Raw genomic sequence first — 15,961 nt, 5'->3', positions numbered from 1 at the left:
TCATCCCGGTCCGCCCGGAACGGAGCATAAACGGGCAGTGAACTCCCGCTTCCGTTCATCCGATAGCCTCTGCCGACATGCCGCCGGCCCGCATCGGGGCCGTGCCGTCGCGCGCCGACCCATGTCAGCACCAAGGAGTGAGTTCGTCTGTCGACCGCCATTCTCACAGGTGCTCCGGTACCCGGATCGTCCATCGAGGCCGATCTGCGGTCACTGGGCTTCGAGGTACAGGCCGCCGCCGATGTCGGCGAGGCCGCACGACTGCTGTCCGCAGTCCCCGCCGACGGCCGGGTCGCGCTCGTCGACCCCCGTTTCGTCGGCCATGTCCACGCCCTGCGGCTCGGACTGACCGACCCCCGCTTCCCCGCCGCCACCGTGCCCGGCGCGCTCACCGTGCAGCCCGAGGCGCGTCCCGCGCTGGTCCGCGCACTGAGCAGCACCAGCGAGGCGGCCGACGCGGGCGTTCCCGCCGGACCGCCCGGCAGCACCGCCACGGTCGCCGACCGCACCGTGCCCGGCCGGCTCGCCGCCACGATGGACGCGCAGGGCACCGAGGTGCAGCGCCCGGAGCTCGGCTCACTGGTCGCGGCCGTACCGGCTGACGAGGCCGCCCGCGCCACCGCGCTCTCCGGCGTCGCCGCCGTCGACGACGAGGCGGTCCGGCTGCGCAGCGCCGTCAAGGCCCGCGACGGCTTCTTCACCACGTACTGCATCAGCCCGTACTCGCGCTACATCGCCCGCTGGTGCGCGCGCCGCGGACTCACTCCCAACCAGGTCACCACCGCGTCGCTGCTGACCGCCCTGGTCGCGGCCGGCTGCGCGGCCACCGGCACCCGCGGCGGGTATGTCGCCGCCGGCCTGCTGCTGCTCTTCTCCTTCGTCCTGGACTGCACCGACGGGCAGCTCGCCCGCTACTCGCTCCAGTACTCGACGATGGGCGCCTGGCTGGACGCCACCTTCGACCGCGCCAAGGAGTACGCCTACTACGCGGGCCTGGCACTCGGCGCCGCCCGCGGCGGCGACGACGTCTGGGCACTGGCGCTCGGCGCGATGGTGCTCCAGTCCTGCCGTCATGTCATCGACTTCTCGTTCAACGAGGCGAACCACGACGCGGTGGCGAACTCCAGCCCCACGGCCGCCCTCTCCGACAAGCTCGACAGCGTCGGCTGGACGGTCTGGCTGCGCCGGATGATCGTGCTTCCGATCGGTGAGCGCTGGGCGATGATCGCCGTACTGACCGCGCTCACCACTCCCCGGATCGTCTTCTACGCACTGCTCGTCGGCTGCGCCTTCGCGGCCTGCTACACCACAGCGGGCCGGCTGCTGCGCTCCCTGACCCGCAAGGCCCGCCGCACCGACCGGGCCGCCCAGGCACTCGCGGACCTCGCCGACTCCGGCCCGCTCGCCCAGCTCGTGGCGGCCCGCGGACCCCGGATCCCGGGCGCCTGGACAGCCCCGGTGGTGGCGGTCGTCGGCGCCGGCGCGCTGATCGCCGCCGCGCTCCAGCAGCCCTTCGGCAGTCGGCAGATGATCGTCGCCGCGGTCTTCTACGCGGTCTGCTCCGGCATAGCCGTGGCCCGCCCCCTCAAGGGCGCACTCGACTGGCTCGTCCCGCCGGTCTTCAGGGCGGCCGAGTACTGCACGATCCTCGCGCTGGCCGCCCGCAGCGACATCGACGGGGCGCTTCCCGCGGCCTTCGGCCTCGTGTCGGCCGTCGCCTACCATCACTACGACACGGTGTACCGCATTCGAGGCGGCACCGGCGCACCCCCGCAGTGGCTGGTGCGCACGATCGGCGGGCACGAGGGCCGGACCCTGGTGGTGGCCGTACTCGCAGCCGTACTCACCGGAGCCTCGGGCTTCGCCGTGGCACTCACCGCTCTCGCAGTGGCCGTGGCACTGGTCGTGCTGGTGGAGTCCATCCGCTTCTGGGTGTCCTCCGGGGCACCCGCCGTTCACGACGAAGGAGAACCCGCATGATCGGCCTCGTACTGGCAGCCGGCGCAGGACGGCGCCTGCGCCCCTACACCGACACGCTTCCCAAGGCTCTCGTGCCGGTGGACGGCGAGAAGACCGTCCTCGATCTCACGCTGGCCAACTTCGCCGAGATCGGCCTCACCGAGGTCGCGATCGTCGTCGGCTACCGCAAGGAAGCCGTCTACGACCGCAAGGAGGAACTGGAGGCGAAGTACGGCCTCAAGATCGTCCTCGTCGACAACGACAAGGCCGAGGAGTGGAACAACGCCTACTCCCTGTGGTGCGCCCGCGAGGTCCTCAAGCGCGGCGTGATCCTCGCCAACGGCGACACCGTGCACCCGGTCTCCGTCGAGCGGACCCTGCTGGACGCACGCGGCAAGGGCCAGAAGATCATCCTCGCCCTCGACACGGTGAAGCACCTCGCCGACGAGGAGATGAAGGTCATCACCGAGGAGGGCAAGGGCGTTCAGCGGATCACCAAGCTGATGGACCCGGCCACCGCCACCGGCGAGTACATCGGTGTCACCCTCATCGAGGCCGAGGCGGCCGAGGAACTGGCCGACGCCCTCAGGGCGACGTTCGAGCGGGACCCGGACCTGTACTACGAGGACGGCTACCAGGAGCTCGTCAACCGCGGCTTCACCGTCGACGTGGCCCCCATCGGCGAGGTCACCTGGGTCGAGATCGACAACCACGACGACCTCGCGAAGGGCCGGGAGATCGCATGCCAGTACTGACCCGGCTCATCCCGTCCCCGGTCTTCGTCGACATCAGCCGGGGCGCCATGGACGACCTGGCCGGCCTCCTCGCCGACCAGCGGATCTCCGCCTCGGGGAAGCTCGCGATCGCGATCAGCGGCGGCTCCGGACAGGCCCTGCGCGAGAAGCTCGCACCGGCCCTGCCGGGCGCCGACTGGTACTGCGTCGCGGGCGGCAACATCGACGCCGCCGTACAGCTGGCCGACGACATCAAGGGCAAGCGGTACGACGCCGTGGTCGGTCTCGGCGGCGGCAAGATCATCGACGTGGCGAAGTACGCCGCGGCCCGGGTCGGCCTGCCGCTGGTCTCGGTCGCCACGAACCTCGCCCACGACGGCCTCTGCTCACCCGTCGCGACCCTGGACAACGACAACGGACGCGGCTCCTACGGGGTCCCGATGCCGATCGCCATGGTCATCGACCTCTCGGTGATCCGGGCGGCCCCCGACCGCTTCGTGCGCTCCGGCATCGGCGACGCGATCTCCAACATCTCCGCGATCGCCGACTGGGAGCTCTCGCACCAGGTCAACAACGAGCAGATCGACGGACTGGCCGCCGCCATGGCCCGTACCGCGGGCGAAGCCGTACTGCGCCACCCCGGCACCGTCGCCGACGACGAGTTCCTCACCGTTCTCGCCGAGTCGCTGGTGCTCTCCGGCATCGCCATCTCGATCAGCGGCGACACCCGCCCGTCGTCCGGCGCCTGCCACGAGATCAGCCACGCCTTCGACCTGCTCTTCCCCAAGCGGGCCGCGAGCCACGGCGAGCAGGTCGGCCTCGGCGCCGCCTTCGCCATGCACCTGCGCGGAGCCCACGAGCAGTCGGGGCTCTTCGCCGAGGTCCTTCGTCGGCACGGACTTCCGGTCCTGCCGGCGGAGATCGGCTTCACCGCCGAAGAGTTCGTCCAGGCCGTCGACTACGCCCCGCAGACCCGTCCGGGACGCTTCACGGTCCTGGAACACCTCAGCCTGTCCACCGACCAGATCAGGGACGCGTACGCCGACTATGCCAAGACCATCAGTAGCTGAACTTCGCCCGGTCGTTCACCCCCCGGGCGTCAAGGACCGGCGCAGCGGCGAACACTGGGCGGGCCGGATCTACATGCGCGAGGTCTCGCTGCGCGTGGACCGGTACCTGGTGAACACCAAGGTCACGCCCAATCAGCTGACCTACCTGATGACCGTCGCGGGTGTGCTCGCCGCCCCGGCCCTGCTCGTTCCGGGTATCCCCGGTGCGCTGCTCGGCGTGCTCATGGTCCAGCTCTACCTGCTGCTCGACTGCGTCGACGGCGAGCTGGCCCGCTGGAAGAAGCAGTTCTCGCTGGGCGGGGTCTATCTGGACCGGGTCGGCGCCTACCTCTGCGACGCGGCCGTGCTGGTCGGCTTCGGCCTGCGCGCCGCCGACCTGTGGGGCAACGGACGCATCGACTGGCTCTGGGCCTTCCTGGGGACGCTCGCGGCCCTGGGCGCCATCCTGATCAAGGCCGAGACCGACCTCGTCGGTGTCGCACGCCACCAGGGCGGGCTGCCGCCGGTCAAGGAGGCGGCGTCCGAGCCGCGCTCCTCCGGCATGGCGTTCGCCCGCCGGGCCGCCGGTGCGCTCAAGTTCCACCGGCTGATCCTGTGTGTCGAGGCGTCGCTGGTGATCCTGGTCGCGGCCGTCCTGGACTCGGTCAGGGACGACCTCTTCTTCAGCCGCCTCGCGGTCGCGGTGCTGGCCGGCATCGCCCTGCTGCAGACCCTCCTCCACCTCGTGTCGGTCCTGGCATCGAGCAGGCTGAAGTGAGCACCCCCATGAAACTCGGCGCGGTCATCATCACGATGGGCAACCGCCCGGCCGAGCTGCGCGCCCTGCTCGATTCGGTCGCCAAGCAGGACGGCGACCGGATCGAGGTGGTCGTCGTCGGCAACGGCTCTCCCGTACCGGACGTCCCCGCGGGCGTGCGCACCGTCGAGCTGCCCGAGAACCTGGGCATCCCCGGCGGACGCAACGTCGGCATCGAGGCCTTCGGGCCCTCCGGTGCCGACGTGGACGCCCTGCTCTTCCTGGACGACGACGGGCTGCTGCCGCTCACCGACACCGCCGAGCTGTGCCGGCAGGCGTTCGAGGCCGACCCCAAGCTCGGCATCATCAGCTTCCGCATCGCCGATCCGGACACCGGGGTCACCCAGCGCCGCCATGTGCCGCGGCTGCGCGCCGCCGACCCGCTGCGCTCGTCGCGGGTGACGACGTTCCTCGGCGGCGCCAACGCCGTACGTACCCGGGTCATCGCCGAGGTCGGCCCGCTGCCCGGCGACTTCTTCTACGCGCACGAGGAGACCGATCTGGCCTGGCGGGCGCTGGACGCCGGCTGGCTGATCGACTATCGCGCCGACATGGTGCTCAACCACCCCACCACCGCCCCGTCCAGGCACGCCGTCTACCACCGCATGGTGGCCCGCAACCGGGTCTGGCTGGCCCGTCGCAACCTGCCCGCGCCGCTGGTCCCCGTGTACCTCGGCGTGTGGCTGCTGCTCACTCTTCTCCGCAAGCCGTCCGGCCCGGCGCTGAAGGCATGGTTCGGCGGCTTCCGGGAAGGCTGGTCGAAACCCTGCGGACCGCGACGCCCCATGAAGTGGCGTACGGTGTGGCGGCTGACCAGACTAGGCCGCCCTCCGGTCATCTGAGAGGCTCGCCTCTGGGAGCATGAGGCGTATTTTTCTTGTCGGGACCTGTCCGCCCTGAGCCGCGCCCGCGACTGGCTGCGCATTTTGAATACGAGAGTTTCATCTGGTGAGTGACACAACCCATGATGGTGCGGTTGCGCTGAGCACCCCGCCATCGGCAGACGACGGCCTGAGCTCGGCCGAGCTGGCCGCGAAGCACGGTCTGACGGTGAGCGGAGCCCGGCCGGGGCTCTTCGAGTACGTGCGCCAGCTCCGCGGGCGACGCCACTTCATCATGGCGTTCTCCCGGGCGAAGCTGACCGCTCAGTACAGCCAGGCAAAGCTGGGCCAGTTGTGGCAGGTGGCCACCCCGCTCCTGAACGCCGCGGTGTACTTCATCATCTTCGGTCTGATCCTCGGCACGAAGAAGGGGATTCCCCAGGACGTCTTCATCCCGTTCCTGGTGACCGGGGTCTTTGTCTTCACCTTCACCCAGAGCTCCGTGATGGCGGGCGTCCGGGCCATCTCCGGCAACCTCGGTCTGGTCCGCGCGCTGCACTTCCCCCGGGCCTCGCTGCCCATCTCCTTCTCGCTCCAGCAGCTCCAGCAGCTGCTGTACTCGATGATCGTGCTGGTCGCGGTGACGGTCGGGTTCGGCAGCTACCCGCGGCTTTCGTGGCTGCTGGTGGTTCCCGCCCTGGTGATGCAGTTCTTCTTCAACACCGGCCTGGCGCTGATCATGGCGAGGCTCGGCTCCAAGACCCCCGACCTGGCGCAGCTGATGCCGTTCATCATGCGGACCTGGATGTACGCGTCGGGCGTCATGTTCTCCATCCCGGTGATGCTCGCGGACAAGCCGTCCTGGATCGCCGATGTGCTGCAGTACAACCCGGCGGCCATCTACATGGACCTGGTCCGGTTCGCGATGATCGACGGTTACGGCTCCGAGAACCTGCCGTCGCACGTCTGGGTGGTCGGGCTGGCCTGGGCGCTCCTGGTGGGCGTTGCGGGCTTTGTGTACTTCTGGAAGGCAGAGGAACGGTACGGCCGTGGCTGAGGACAACACCGCGGGGCGCGTCCCCACCGTGATCGCCGACGATGTGCACATCGTGTACCGCGTCAACGGCGGCGGCGGTGGCAAGGGCGGCGCCACCGCGGCACTGAGCCGGATACTGCGCCGCGGCAACGGCGAGGAGCGCGGCGTCCGCAAGGTGCACGCCGTGCGCGGCGTGACCTTCACCTCCTACCGGGGCGAGGCGATCGGTCTCATCGGGACCAACGGTTCCGGCAAGTCGACCCTGCTGCGGGCCATCGCCGGTCTGCTCCCGACCGAGCGCGGCAAGGTCTACACCGACGGCCAGCCCTCGCTGCTCGGGGTGAACGCGGCGCTGATGAGCGATCTGACCGGCGAACGCAACGTCGTCCTGGGCGGACTCGCCATGGGGATGAGCCGCGAGGAGATCCGGGAGCGGTACCAGGACATCGTCGACTTCTCCGGCATCAACGAGAAGGGCGACTTCATCACCCTGCCGATGCGGACGTACTCCTCGGGCATGGCCGCCCGGCTGCGGTTCTCGATCGCGGCCGCCAAGAACCATGACGTCCTCATGATCGACGAGGCGCTGGCGACCGGTGACCGGAAGTTCCAGATCCGTTCCGAGGCGCGCATCCGGGAGCTCCGCAAGGAGGCCGGCACCGTCTTCCTGGTCAGCCACAGCAACAAGTCGATCAGGGACACCTGCGACCGGGTGCTGTGGCTGGAGAAGGGCGAGCTGCTGATGGACGGTCCGACCGAAGAGGTCCTCAAGGCGTACGAGCGGGAGACCGGCAAGTAGCGTCTTCCCGACCTCCGCACAGCAGCGGCCTCTGCCGGACCACTCCGGCGGAGGCCGCTGCGCTTGCCGGGACCGAGGCTGTTGCGCTCGTCCGGATCGTGGACCGGACCCCGGGCGTCCACGGCTCGTCGTACGCCTCCCGGCAAGATCTCCTCCCGCCGGATGACGTCAATTTACGTGCACACGGGGAAAGTTGGCACAGCAGAGCGCGCACTCGGTACGCGTCCCACACCCCGGCGTATCGATGAGCGTTGTACAACGTAAGCTGTACCGGTGCTGATTCGTTGCAAGTGGGGCGATACCGCCTGAGTGGAAGGGCTCCAGGGGTCCTCCGCACTGGGGAGAGCGGGCGGCGTGTCCGGAATGGGTTGTTTTGGGTCGGCAGTGTAGAACGGGAGATGTGACGGCTATGACGGATAATCTCCAGCTCCGAGGTGCTCACGCCGTCCCCGTGCAGGGCGGTCCGCAGTGACGCGTGCCCGCCGGACGCGGCTTGATTCCGCCGTACCCGGAACCCTTGACAAGGCCGCCGACGAGAATTTCCCGGTGGCTCCGTTCTTCCTGCCGCGCGCCTGGCGCGACGACCTGATGGCTGTCTACGGCTATGCCCGGCTCGTCGACGACATCGGCGACGGCGATCTCGCCCCAGGCGGTGGCGACGCGCGCCACCTCGGTCTCGACCCGGCACAGGGGGAGGACCGGCTCGCGATGCTCGACGCGCTGGAGACCGACCTGCGCCGGATCTTCGCCACCACCGGCGAGACCCCGCACCATCCCCTCCTGCAGGCACTACGCCCCACCGTGCGGCGCTGCTCGCTCACCCCCGAACCCTTCCTCGGCCTCATCGAGGCCAACCGGCAGGACCAGAAGATCCGCCGCTACGGGACGTACGAGGAGCTGCTCGCCTACTGCGAGCTCTCCGCCAACCCCGTCGGCCGCCTGGTCCTCCAGCTCACCGGGACCGCGAGCCCCGAACGGATCCGCCGCTCCGACGCCGTCTGTACCGCACTGCAGATCGCCGAGCACCTCCAGGACGTCACCGAGGATCTCGGCCGGGACCGGATCTACCTGCCGGCCGACGACATGGCAAGGTTCCATGTGGCCGAATCTGATCTGGCGGCACGGTCCGGGGGCGCATCGGTGCGGGCGCTGGTCGCGTACGAGGCGGAACGCGCCGGGGATCTGCTGAATGAAGGCACCCCCCTGGTGGGTAGCGTCCACGGCAGGCTCAAGCTGCTTCTCGCCGGATTCGTGGGAGGGGGGCGTGCCGCCCTCACCGCGATCGCGGCCGCCGGGTTCGACGTACTGCCCGGACCGCCCAAGCCCACCAAGCCCAGCCTGCTGCGCGAGGTGGGAGTTGTCTTGCGAAGAGCGCGTAGAGAGGGGTGAGCCGGACCGTGGAGGGACAGACGACGTACATGTCGGCACCGGTACAGGCCGCATACAGTTACTGCGAGGCGGTCACCGGACAGCAGGCGCGGAACTTCGCGTACGGCATCAGGCTGCTGCCGCCCGAGAAGCGGCAGGCCATGTCGGCGCTGTACGCCTTCTCCCGTCGTGTCGACGACATCGGTGACGGCGAGCTGGAGCCGGAGACCAAGCGCGTCCGCCTGGAGAGCACCCGCACACTCCTGGACCGGGTCCGGGACGGCGCGGTCGACGACGACGACACCGATCCGGTGGCCGTCGCGCTCGCCGACGCCGCCCGCAGGTTCCCGCTGCCGCTGGAGGGGCTCGACGAGCTCATCGACGGTGTGCTGATGGACGTGCGCGGCGCGACCTACGAGACGTGGGACGACCTCAAGATCTACTGCCGGTGCGTCGCGGGCGCCATCGGCCGGCTCAGCCTGGGCGTCTTCGGTACGGAACCGGGCGCGCCCGGCGCCGAACGCGCCGCGGAGTACGCCGACACGCTCGGTCTCGCGCTCCAGCTGACGAACATCCTGCGTGACGTCCGCGAGGACGCGGGCAACGGGCGCACCTATCTGCCCGCCGACGACCTCGCCAAGTTCGGCTGTTCCGAGGGCTTCCACCGGGCCACCCCGCCGCCCGGCTCGGACTTCGCGGGGCTGATCCACTTCGAGGTCCGGCGCGCCCGCGCCCTGTTCGCCGAGGGCTACCGGCTGCTGCCGATGCTGGACCGGCGCAGCGGTGCGTGTGTGGCGGCGATGGCCGGTATCTACCGCAGGCTCCTCGACCGGATCGAGCGCGACCCCGAGGCGGTGCTGCGCGGCCGGGTCTCGCTGCCGGGCCATGAGAAGGCGTACGTGGCGGTGCGCGGCCTGTCGGGTCTCGACGCCCGCTACATCTCGCGGCGGACGGCCAGGGGGCGTGTCTGAATGCGCCTCGCGGACATCTCGCGCACCATGAGCACCATGGATGATCAGTCCGGACGGCGGGCAACCCCCGGCCGCACCACTGCGTCCCTGACTGGAAAGACCTGGCGAGAGGGGGATTCATGACGGACGACAGCCTGCGCTCCTCCCGGGCGGTGGTGATCGGCGGCGGGCTCGCCGGCATCACGTCCGCCCTGCGCCTGGCCGACGCCGGGCTTGACGTGACCCTGCTCGAAGGGCGGCCCCGGCTCGGTGGCCTCGCCTTCTCCTTCCGGCGCGGCGAGCTGACGGTCGACAACGGCCAGCACGTCTATCTGCGCTGCTGCACCGCCTACCGATGGTTCCTCGACCGTGTCGACGGAGCCCGCCTGGCCCCCCTGCAAAACCGTTTGGACGTGCCTGTTCTCGACGTCGGACGGCCCTCGGGCCCCCGTCTCGGGCGGCTGCGCCGCAATGGGCTGCCGGTCCCGTTCCACCTCGCCGCCGGGCTCGCCGGATACCCGCACCTCTCGCTCGCCGAGCGAGCGGGCGTGGGGCGCGCCGCGCTGGCCCTCGGCCGGCTCGACCCGGACGATCCGGCGCTGGACGACATCGACTTCGGCAGCTGGCTCGCCCGGCACGGCCAGTCGCCGCGCACCATCGAGGCCCTCTGGGACCTGGTCGGCGTCGCCACGCTCAACGCCACCGCGCCGAACTCCTCGCTCGCGCTCGCCGCGAAGGTCTTCAAGACCGGCCTCCTCTCCGATCCCGGCGCCGCCGACATCGGCTGGGCGAGTGTGCCGCTCGGCGACATTCACGACACCCTGAGCCGCAAGGCCCTGGACTCCGCCGGTGTCCGCACCGAACTGCGGACGAAGGCCGGAGCGCTCAGCCGCGGCGACGACGGACGCTGGGTGGTCGACACCGGAGCCGAGCGCATCGAGGCGGACACCGTCGTACTGGCCGTGCCGCAGCACGAGACCCACGACCTGCTGCCCGAGGGCGCGCTCGACGCACCGGAGCGGCTGCTGGAGATCGGCAGCTCGCCGATCCTCAACGTGCACGTGGTATACGACCGCAAGGTGCTGCGGCGGCCGTTCTTCACCGCGCTCGGCTCGCCGGTCCAGTGGGTCTTCGACCGCACCGAGGCCTCGGGCCTCACCGGACCCGGGCAGTACCTCGCGGTCTCCCAGTCCGCGGCCGACGAGGAGATCGATCTGCCCGTCGCCGAACTGCGCGCGCGCTACCTGCCCGAGCTGGAGCGGCTGCTGCCGGCCGCCCGCTCCGCGGGGATCAGGGACTTCTTCGTCACCCGGGAGCGGACGGCGACCTTCGCGCCCGCCCCCGGAGTCGGCAGGCTCCGTCCCGGGACCCGCACCGCGGCCCCCGGCCTCTTCCTGGCCGGCGCATGGACCGCCACCGGCTGGCCGGCCACGATGGAGGGCGCCGTCCGCAGCGGTGCCGGCGCCGCGGACGCCGCACTCCTGGCACTCGGCCGCCCCCACGAACATCCGCTGCAGGAGGCGGCATGAGCAGTACCACCGGAACAAGAGGAGAGTCAGTGACCCCGGCGAATCCGGCTTCCGACACCGTGGCGGACACCACGGACGTCACCGCGCTTCTGGAGCGCGGACGGGCCCTTTCCACGCCGGTGCTCCGGGCCGCCGTTGACCGGCTCGCACCGCCCATGGACACCGTGGCCGCCTACCACTTCGGCTGGATCGATGCCCAGGGCAGGCCCTCCGACGGCGACGGCGGCAAGGCCGTGCGCCCGGCGCTGGCCCTGCTGTCCGCGGAAGCGGCCGGCGCCGCCGCGGAGGCCGGCATCCCCGGCGCCGTGGCCGTCGAACTCGTGCACAACTTCTCGCTGCTGCACGACGACCTGATGGACGGCGACGAGCAGCGGCGCCACCGCGACACGGTGTGGAAGGTGCACGGCCCCGCCCAGGCGATCCTGGTCGGCGACGCGCTCTTCGCGCTGGCCAACGAGGTCCTGCTGGAGCTCGGGACGGTCGAGGCGGGCCGGGCGGCCCGGCGGCTGACCACGGCCACCCGCAAGCTCATCGACGGGCAGGCTCAGGACATCTCCTACGAGCACCGTGAGCGGGTCACCGTCGAGGAGTGTCTGGAGATGGAGGGCAACAAGACGGGCGCCCTGCTCGCCTGCGCCTGCTCCATCGGCGCGGTGCTCGGCGGTGCCGACGACCGCACCGCCGACGTCCTGGAGGCATACGGCTACCACCTGGGCCTCGCCTTCCAGGCGGTCGACGACCTGCTCGGGATCTGGGGCGACCCGGAGACCACCGGCAAGCAGACCTGGAGTGATCTGCGCCAGCGCAAGAAGTCCCTGCCGGTCGTCGCCGCGCTCGCCGCGGGCGGACCGGCCTCCGAGCGCCTGGGCGAGCTGCTCGCCGCCGACGCGAAGAGCAGCGACTTCGACAGCTTCTCCGAAGAGGAGTTCGCCGCCCGTGCGGCACTCATCGAGGAGGCGGGCGGCCGCGAATGGACCGCTCAGGAGGCGCGTCGTCAGCATGCGGTCGCCATCGAGGCGCTGCACGGTGTCGACATGCCGCAAACCGTGCGGGCGCAGCTCACGGCGCTCGCGGACTTCGTCGTCGTACGAAAGAGATGATCGCCATCTGGTCCATATGACTCGCAGTCGCCGGCCGGCGTTCGTCACGGGCGCCGGCCGACGGAGACCCCAGCACAGCAGAGGACCAACTGCACGAAGGGGAAGCCATGACAGCGACGACCGACGGAAGCCCCGGGGCTGTGGATCCCCGCGCAGCCTCGGCCAGTAGACCGACAACCGAATCAACCACCGCCGCGGACGACGTACTGGCCGCCGCGCGGCGGGCCGCGGAACGCTCGGTGGAGCATCTCCTCGGCAAGCAGGACGAGCAGGGCTGGTGGAAGGGCGACCTCGCCACCAACGTCACCATGGACGCCGAGGACCTCCTGCTCCGCCAGTTCCTCGGAATCCAGGATTCCGCCACGGTCCAGGCGGCCGGCCGCTTCATCCGCGGCGAGCAGCTCGGTGACGGCACCTGGGCCACGTTCCACGGCGGCCCCGGGGACCTCTCCGCCACCATCGAGGCGTACGTGGCACTGCGGCTGGCCGGTGACCGGCCGCAGGACCCGCACATGGTCCGTGCCGCGGGGTGGGTCAGGGAACAGGGCGGAATCGCGGCGAGCCGGGTGTTCACCCGGATCTGGCTGGCCCTGTTCGGCTGGTGGAAATGGGACGACCTGCCGGAGCTCCCGCCCGAGCTGATGTTCTTCCCCAAGTGGGTCCCGCTCAATATCTACGACTTCGGCTGCTGGGCCCGCCAGACCATCGTGCCGCTCACGGTCGTCTCCGCGAAGCGGCCGGTCCGGCCCGCCCCCTTCGCGCTGGACGAGCTGCACACCGACCCGGGCGAACCGAACCCGGCCAGGCCCCCTGCTCCGGCGGCCAGTTGGGACGGTGTCTTCCAGCGCCTCGACAAGGCGCTGCACCTCTATCACCGGATCGCCCCGCGCAGAGTCCGCCGTCTCGCCATGAACGCGGCCGCCCGCTGGATCATCGAACGCCAGGAGAACGACGGCTGCTGGGGCGGGATCCAGCCGCCCGCCGTCTACTCCGTCATCGCGCTGCATCTGCTGGGCTACGACCTCGACCACCCGGTGATGCGGGCCGGACTCGCCTCGCTGGACCGGTTCGCGGTCTGGCGCGAGGACGGCGCCCGCATGATCGAGGCCTGCCAGTCCCCGGTCTGGGACACCTGTCTCGCCACCATCGCGCTCGCCGACGCCGGAGTGAGCCCCGATCACCCGGCGCTCGTGAAAGCGGCGGACTGGATGCTCGACGAGGAAATCGCCCGGCCGGGCGACTGGTCGGTGCGCAGGCCCCAACTCTCCCCGGGCGGCTGGGCGTTCGAGTTCCACAACGACAACTACCCCGATATCGACGACACCGCGGAGGTGGTCCTCGCGCTGCGCCGGGTCCGCCACCCGGATCCGGCACGGATCGAGGCCGCCATCGAGCGGGGGGTGCGCTGGAACGTCGGCATGCAGTCCCGCAACGGCGCCTGGGGAGCGTTCGACGCCGACAACACCAGCCCGTTCCCCAACCGGCTGCCCTTCTGCGACTTCGGCGAGGTCATCGACCCGCCGTCCGCGGACGTCACCGGGCACGTGGTGGAGATGCTCGCCATCGAGGGCCATTCCGCGAACCCCGTCACCCGGCGCGGCATTGAATGGCTGCTCGCCGAACAGGACGTCGCAGGCGGCTGGTTCGGCCGGTGGGGCGTCAACTACGTGTACGGAACAGGGTCGGTGGTGCCCGCGTTGGTCGCCGCCGGACTGCCCGCGGCGCATCCCTCGATCCGCCGCGCGGTCCAATGGCTGGAGTCCGTCCAGAACGACGACGGCGGCTGGGGCGAGGACCTGCGCTCGTACAACGAGGACAAGTGGATCGGCCACGGAGCCTCGACCGCGTCCCAGACGGCCTGGGCGCTGCTCGCACTCCTTGCCGCGGACCGGCGGGACACCACGGCCGTGGCCCGCGGGGTCGCCTGGCTCACCGGGACCCAGCAGGCCGACGGCTCCTGGGACGAGCCGTACTTCACCGGTACCGGCTTCCCCTGGGACTTCTCCATCAACTACCACCTCTACCGGCAGGTCTTCCCGCTGACCGCACTCGGGCGGTATGTGCACGGCGACCCCTTCGCCGGCCGCACCGCCGTCCGTGAGGGGGCCTGATGGGCGAACCCGCGGGGCCGCCCGGCCCCGCTGACCCGCTGCTGATCGCCTGCGCGCTCGGCATCGAACAGCTCGCCCTGCGCACCGGCAGGAGCAGGGCGGACAAGGCCCCGGGCCCGGTGACCGTACTCCGTACGGGCATGGGGCCCAAGGCGGCCGAAACCGCCGTGGCGCGGGCGCTCGGCGAGGGCCGGGCGTTCGGCGCCGCGGTCATCGCCTCGGGGTTCTGTGCCGGGCTGACGCCCGGCATGCACCCCGGAGATCTGGTGGTGGCCGACGAGACCCGGTTCGCCGGGGAGTCGGCCGCCTGCACCGGCACCGAACTGCTTGCCGACGCCCTGGCCAGAGCAGTACCGGGACGCACCGTCCACACCGGTCCGCTGACCGGCTCCGACCATGTCGTACGCGGGCATGAGCGGGCCGAGCTGCGGTCCACGGGAGCGATCGCGGTGGACATGGAGTCCGCCGTCACTCTGCGCACCGCCCTGCGCTCCGGGCCGCGCCCGGTTGCGGCCGTACGGGTGGTCGTGGACGCTCCAGAGCATGAGCTCGTCCGCATCGGCACGGTCCGCGGTGGAATATCGGCATTCCGCGTTCTTCGTGCCGTCCTACCGGCTTTCTATGAATGGCACCGATCTTTGCTGCTCCCCAGGAGGTGAGCTAGATGGCCATGCCACTCCGTCAGACCATCAAGATTGCGACGTACCTTGCTGAACAGAAGCTCCGAAAGCGGGAAAAGTTCCCGCTGATTGTCGAGCTGGAGCCGCTGTTCGCCTGTAATCTCGCCTGCGAAGGCTGCGGGAAGATTCAGCATCCCGCCGGAGTTCTCAAACAGCGCATGCCGGTGGCCCAGGCCGTTGGCGCGGTGCTCGAATCCGGCGCCCCGATGGTTTCCATCGCGGGCGGCGAGCCGCTGATGCATCCGCAGATCGACGAAATCGTCCGACAGCTGGTGGCGAAGAGGAAGTACGTCTTCCTCTGCACCAACGCGATGCTGCTGCGGAAGAAGATCGAGAAGTTCACGCCGTCGCCCTACTTCGCGTTCGCCGTGCACATCGACGGGCTGCGCGAGCGGCACGACGAATCGGTTGCCAAGGAAGGAGTGTTCGACGAGGCGGTGGCGGCGATCAAGGAGGCCAAGCGCCGCGGCTTCCGGGTCACCACCAATTCCACCTTCTTCAACACCGACACTCCGCAGACCATCATCGAGGTCCTCAACTACCTCAATGACGATCTGAAGGTCGACGAGATGATGATCTCGCCCGCCTACGCATACGAGAAGGCACCCGACCAGGAGCACTTCCTGGGAGTCGAGCAGACCCGCGAACTGTTCAAGAAGTCCTTCGCGGGCGGCAACCGGGCCAGGTGGCGGCTGAACCACTCCCCGCTCTTCCTGGACTTCCTGGAGGGCAAGGCCGACTTCCCGTGCACGGCATGGGCCATTCCCAACTACTCGCTCTTCGGCTGGCAGCGGCCCTGCTACCTGATGAGCGACGGCTACGTGCCGACGTACCGGGAGCTCATCGAGGAGACCGACTGGGACAAGTACGGCCGCGGCAAGGACCCGCGCTGCGCCAACTGCATGGCGCACTGCGGCTACGAGCCCACCGCCGTACTCGCCACCATGGGGTCGCTGAAGGAATCCCTGCGTGCCGCGCGGGAGACCATCGGCGGGAACCGGTGACGTG

Annotated in this window: 14 protein-coding genes; all 14 read left to right on the top strand. The window is 70.3% G+C overall.

What is annotated here, in order from left to right; translation table 11 throughout:
- Nucleotides 1-375 precede the first annotated feature (375 nt).
- The gene (locus OG322_RS02870) at nt 376-1,980 is read left to right on the top strand and encodes a DUF5941 domain-containing protein (RefSeq protein ID WP_241200307.1); all 1,605 of its coding nucleotides are present in this window, start codon (nt 376-378) and stop codon (nt 1,978-1,980) included.
- On the top strand, nt 1,977-2,714 hold the full coding sequence (locus OG322_RS02865) for a phosphocholine cytidylyltransferase family protein (protein ID WP_123464496.1): 738 nt from the start codon (nt 1,977-1,979) through the stop codon (nt 2,712-2,714). The genes OG322_RS02870 and OG322_RS02865 overlap by 4 nt, the downstream gene beginning before the upstream one ends.
- A complete protein-coding gene (locus OG322_RS02860) occupies nt 2,702-3,763 on the top strand; it encodes an iron-containing alcohol dehydrogenase family protein (RefSeq protein WP_124285716.1) in 1,062 nt (353 codons plus the stop codon). The genes OG322_RS02865 and OG322_RS02860 overlap by 13 nt, the downstream gene beginning before the upstream one ends.
- Complete coding sequence (locus OG322_RS02855) at nt 3,741-4,520, top strand: CDP-alcohol phosphatidyltransferase family protein (protein WP_123466356.1); 780 nt, start codon at nt 3,741-3,743, stop codon at nt 4,518-4,520. Before OG322_RS02860 ends, OG322_RS02855 begins: the two co-directional genes overlap by 23 nt.
- An 8-nt stretch (nt 4,521-4,528) precedes the next feature.
- Nucleotides 4,529-5,401 (top strand): glycosyltransferase family 2 protein, encoded by an 873-nt coding sequence (locus OG322_RS02850; protein ID WP_185095566.1) that lies wholly within the window; start codon nt 4,529-4,531, stop codon nt 5,399-5,401.
- Between the two features lie 106 nt (nt 5,402-5,507).
- Complete coding sequence (locus tag OG322_RS02845) at nt 5,508-6,437, top strand: ABC transporter permease (protein WP_123464502.1); 930 nt, start codon at nt 5,508-5,510, stop codon at nt 6,435-6,437.
- Complete coding sequence (locus OG322_RS02840) at nt 6,430-7,215, top strand: ABC transporter ATP-binding protein (RefSeq protein ID WP_123464504.1); 786 nt, start codon at nt 6,430-6,432, stop codon at nt 7,213-7,215. The genes OG322_RS02845 and OG322_RS02840 overlap by 8 nt, the downstream gene beginning before the upstream one ends.
- A gap of 468 nt (nt 7,216-7,683) precedes the next feature.
- The gene (gene hpnC, locus OG322_RS02835; protein ID WP_123464506.1) at nt 7,684-8,604 is read left to right on the top strand and encodes a squalene synthase HpnC; all 921 of its coding nucleotides are present in this window, start codon (nt 7,684-7,686) and stop codon (nt 8,602-8,604) included.
- Nucleotides 8,605-8,633: 29 nt separating this feature from the next.
- A complete protein-coding gene (gene hpnD, locus OG322_RS02830; protein ID WP_185095500.1) occupies nt 8,634-9,554 on the top strand; it encodes a presqualene diphosphate synthase HpnD in 921 nt (306 codons plus the stop codon).
- Nucleotides 9,555-9,673: 119 nt separating this feature from the next.
- The gene (hpnE, locus tag OG322_RS02825; protein WP_123464509.1) at nt 9,674-11,062 is read left to right on the top strand and encodes a hydroxysqualene dehydroxylase HpnE; all 1,389 of its coding nucleotides are present in this window, start codon (nt 9,674-9,676) and stop codon (nt 11,060-11,062) included.
- Nucleotides 11,059-12,162, top strand: coding sequence for a polyprenyl synthetase family protein (locus OG322_RS02820; RefSeq protein ID WP_164494479.1), 1,104 nt, complete (start codon nt 11,059-11,061; stop codon nt 12,160-12,162). Before hpnE ends, OG322_RS02820 begins: the two co-directional genes overlap by 4 nt.
- A 107-nt stretch (nt 12,163-12,269) precedes the next feature.
- On the top strand, nt 12,270-14,273 hold the full coding sequence (shc, locus tag OG322_RS02815; protein ID WP_123464513.1) for a squalene--hopene cyclase: 2,004 nt from the start codon (nt 12,270-12,272) through the stop codon (nt 14,271-14,273).
- On the top strand, nt 14,273-14,932 hold the full coding sequence (locus tag OG322_RS02810) for a phosphorylase family protein (protein ID WP_124285718.1): 660 nt from the start codon (nt 14,273-14,275) through the stop codon (nt 14,930-14,932). Before shc ends, OG322_RS02810 begins: the two co-directional genes overlap by 1 nt.
- A 5-nt stretch (nt 14,933-14,937) precedes the next feature.
- Nucleotides 14,938-15,957 carry an adenosyl-hopene transferase HpnH gene (gene hpnH, locus OG322_RS02805; protein ID WP_123464517.1) on the top strand — a complete coding sequence of 340 codons (1,020 nt, stop codon included), beginning with the start codon at nt 14,938-14,940 and terminating at the stop codon, nt 15,955-15,957.
- Nucleotides 15,958-15,961: the final 4 nt, after the last annotated feature.

It is taken from the genome of Streptomyces sp. NBC_01260, assembly GCF_036226405.1.
Lineage (GTDB): Bacteria > Actinomycetota > Actinomycetes > Streptomycetales > Streptomycetaceae > Streptomyces > Streptomyces laculatispora.
Note: the sequence above shows the minus strand (reverse complement) of the source record. Positions and strands in the feature narration are given on the sequence as shown.

Excerpts from the sequence above, each read along its gene's own strand:
- OG322_RS02865 (WP_123464496.1), top strand. The coding sequence starts at position 1,977 with ATGATCGGCCTCGTACTGGCAGCCGGCGCAGGACGGCGCCTGCGCCCC.
- OG322_RS02860 (WP_124285716.1), top strand. The coding sequence starts at position 2,702 with ATGCCAGTACTGACCCGGCTCATCCCGTCCCCGGTCTTCGTCGACATC.
- OG322_RS02855 (WP_123466356.1), top strand. The coding sequence starts at position 3,741 with ATGCCAAGACCATCAGTAGCTGAACTTCGCCCGGTCGTTCACCCCCCG.
- OG322_RS02850 (WP_185095566.1), top strand. The coding sequence starts at position 4,529 with ATGAAACTCGGCGCGGTCATCATCACGATGGGCAACCGCCCGGCCGAG.
- hpnD (WP_185095500.1), top strand. The coding sequence starts at position 8,634 with ATGTCGGCACCGGTACAGGCCGCATACAGTTACTGCGAGGCGGTCACC.
- hpnE (WP_123464509.1), top strand. The coding sequence starts at position 9,674 with ATGACGGACGACAGCCTGCGCTCCTCCCGGGCGGTGGTGATCGGCGGC.
- OG322_RS02820 (WP_164494479.1), top strand. The coding sequence starts at position 11,059 with ATGAGCAGTACCACCGGAACAAGAGGAGAGTCAGTGACCCCGGCGAAT.
- shc (WP_123464513.1), top strand. The coding sequence starts at position 12,270 with ATGACAGCGACGACCGACGGAAGCCCCGGGGCTGTGGATCCCCGCGCA.
- OG322_RS02810 (WP_124285718.1), top strand. The coding sequence starts at position 14,273 with ATGGGCGAACCCGCGGGGCCGCCCGGCCCCGCTGACCCGCTGCTGATC.
- hpnH (WP_123464517.1), top strand. The coding sequence starts at position 14,938 with ATGGCCATGCCACTCCGTCAGACCATCAAGATTGCGACGTACCTTGCT.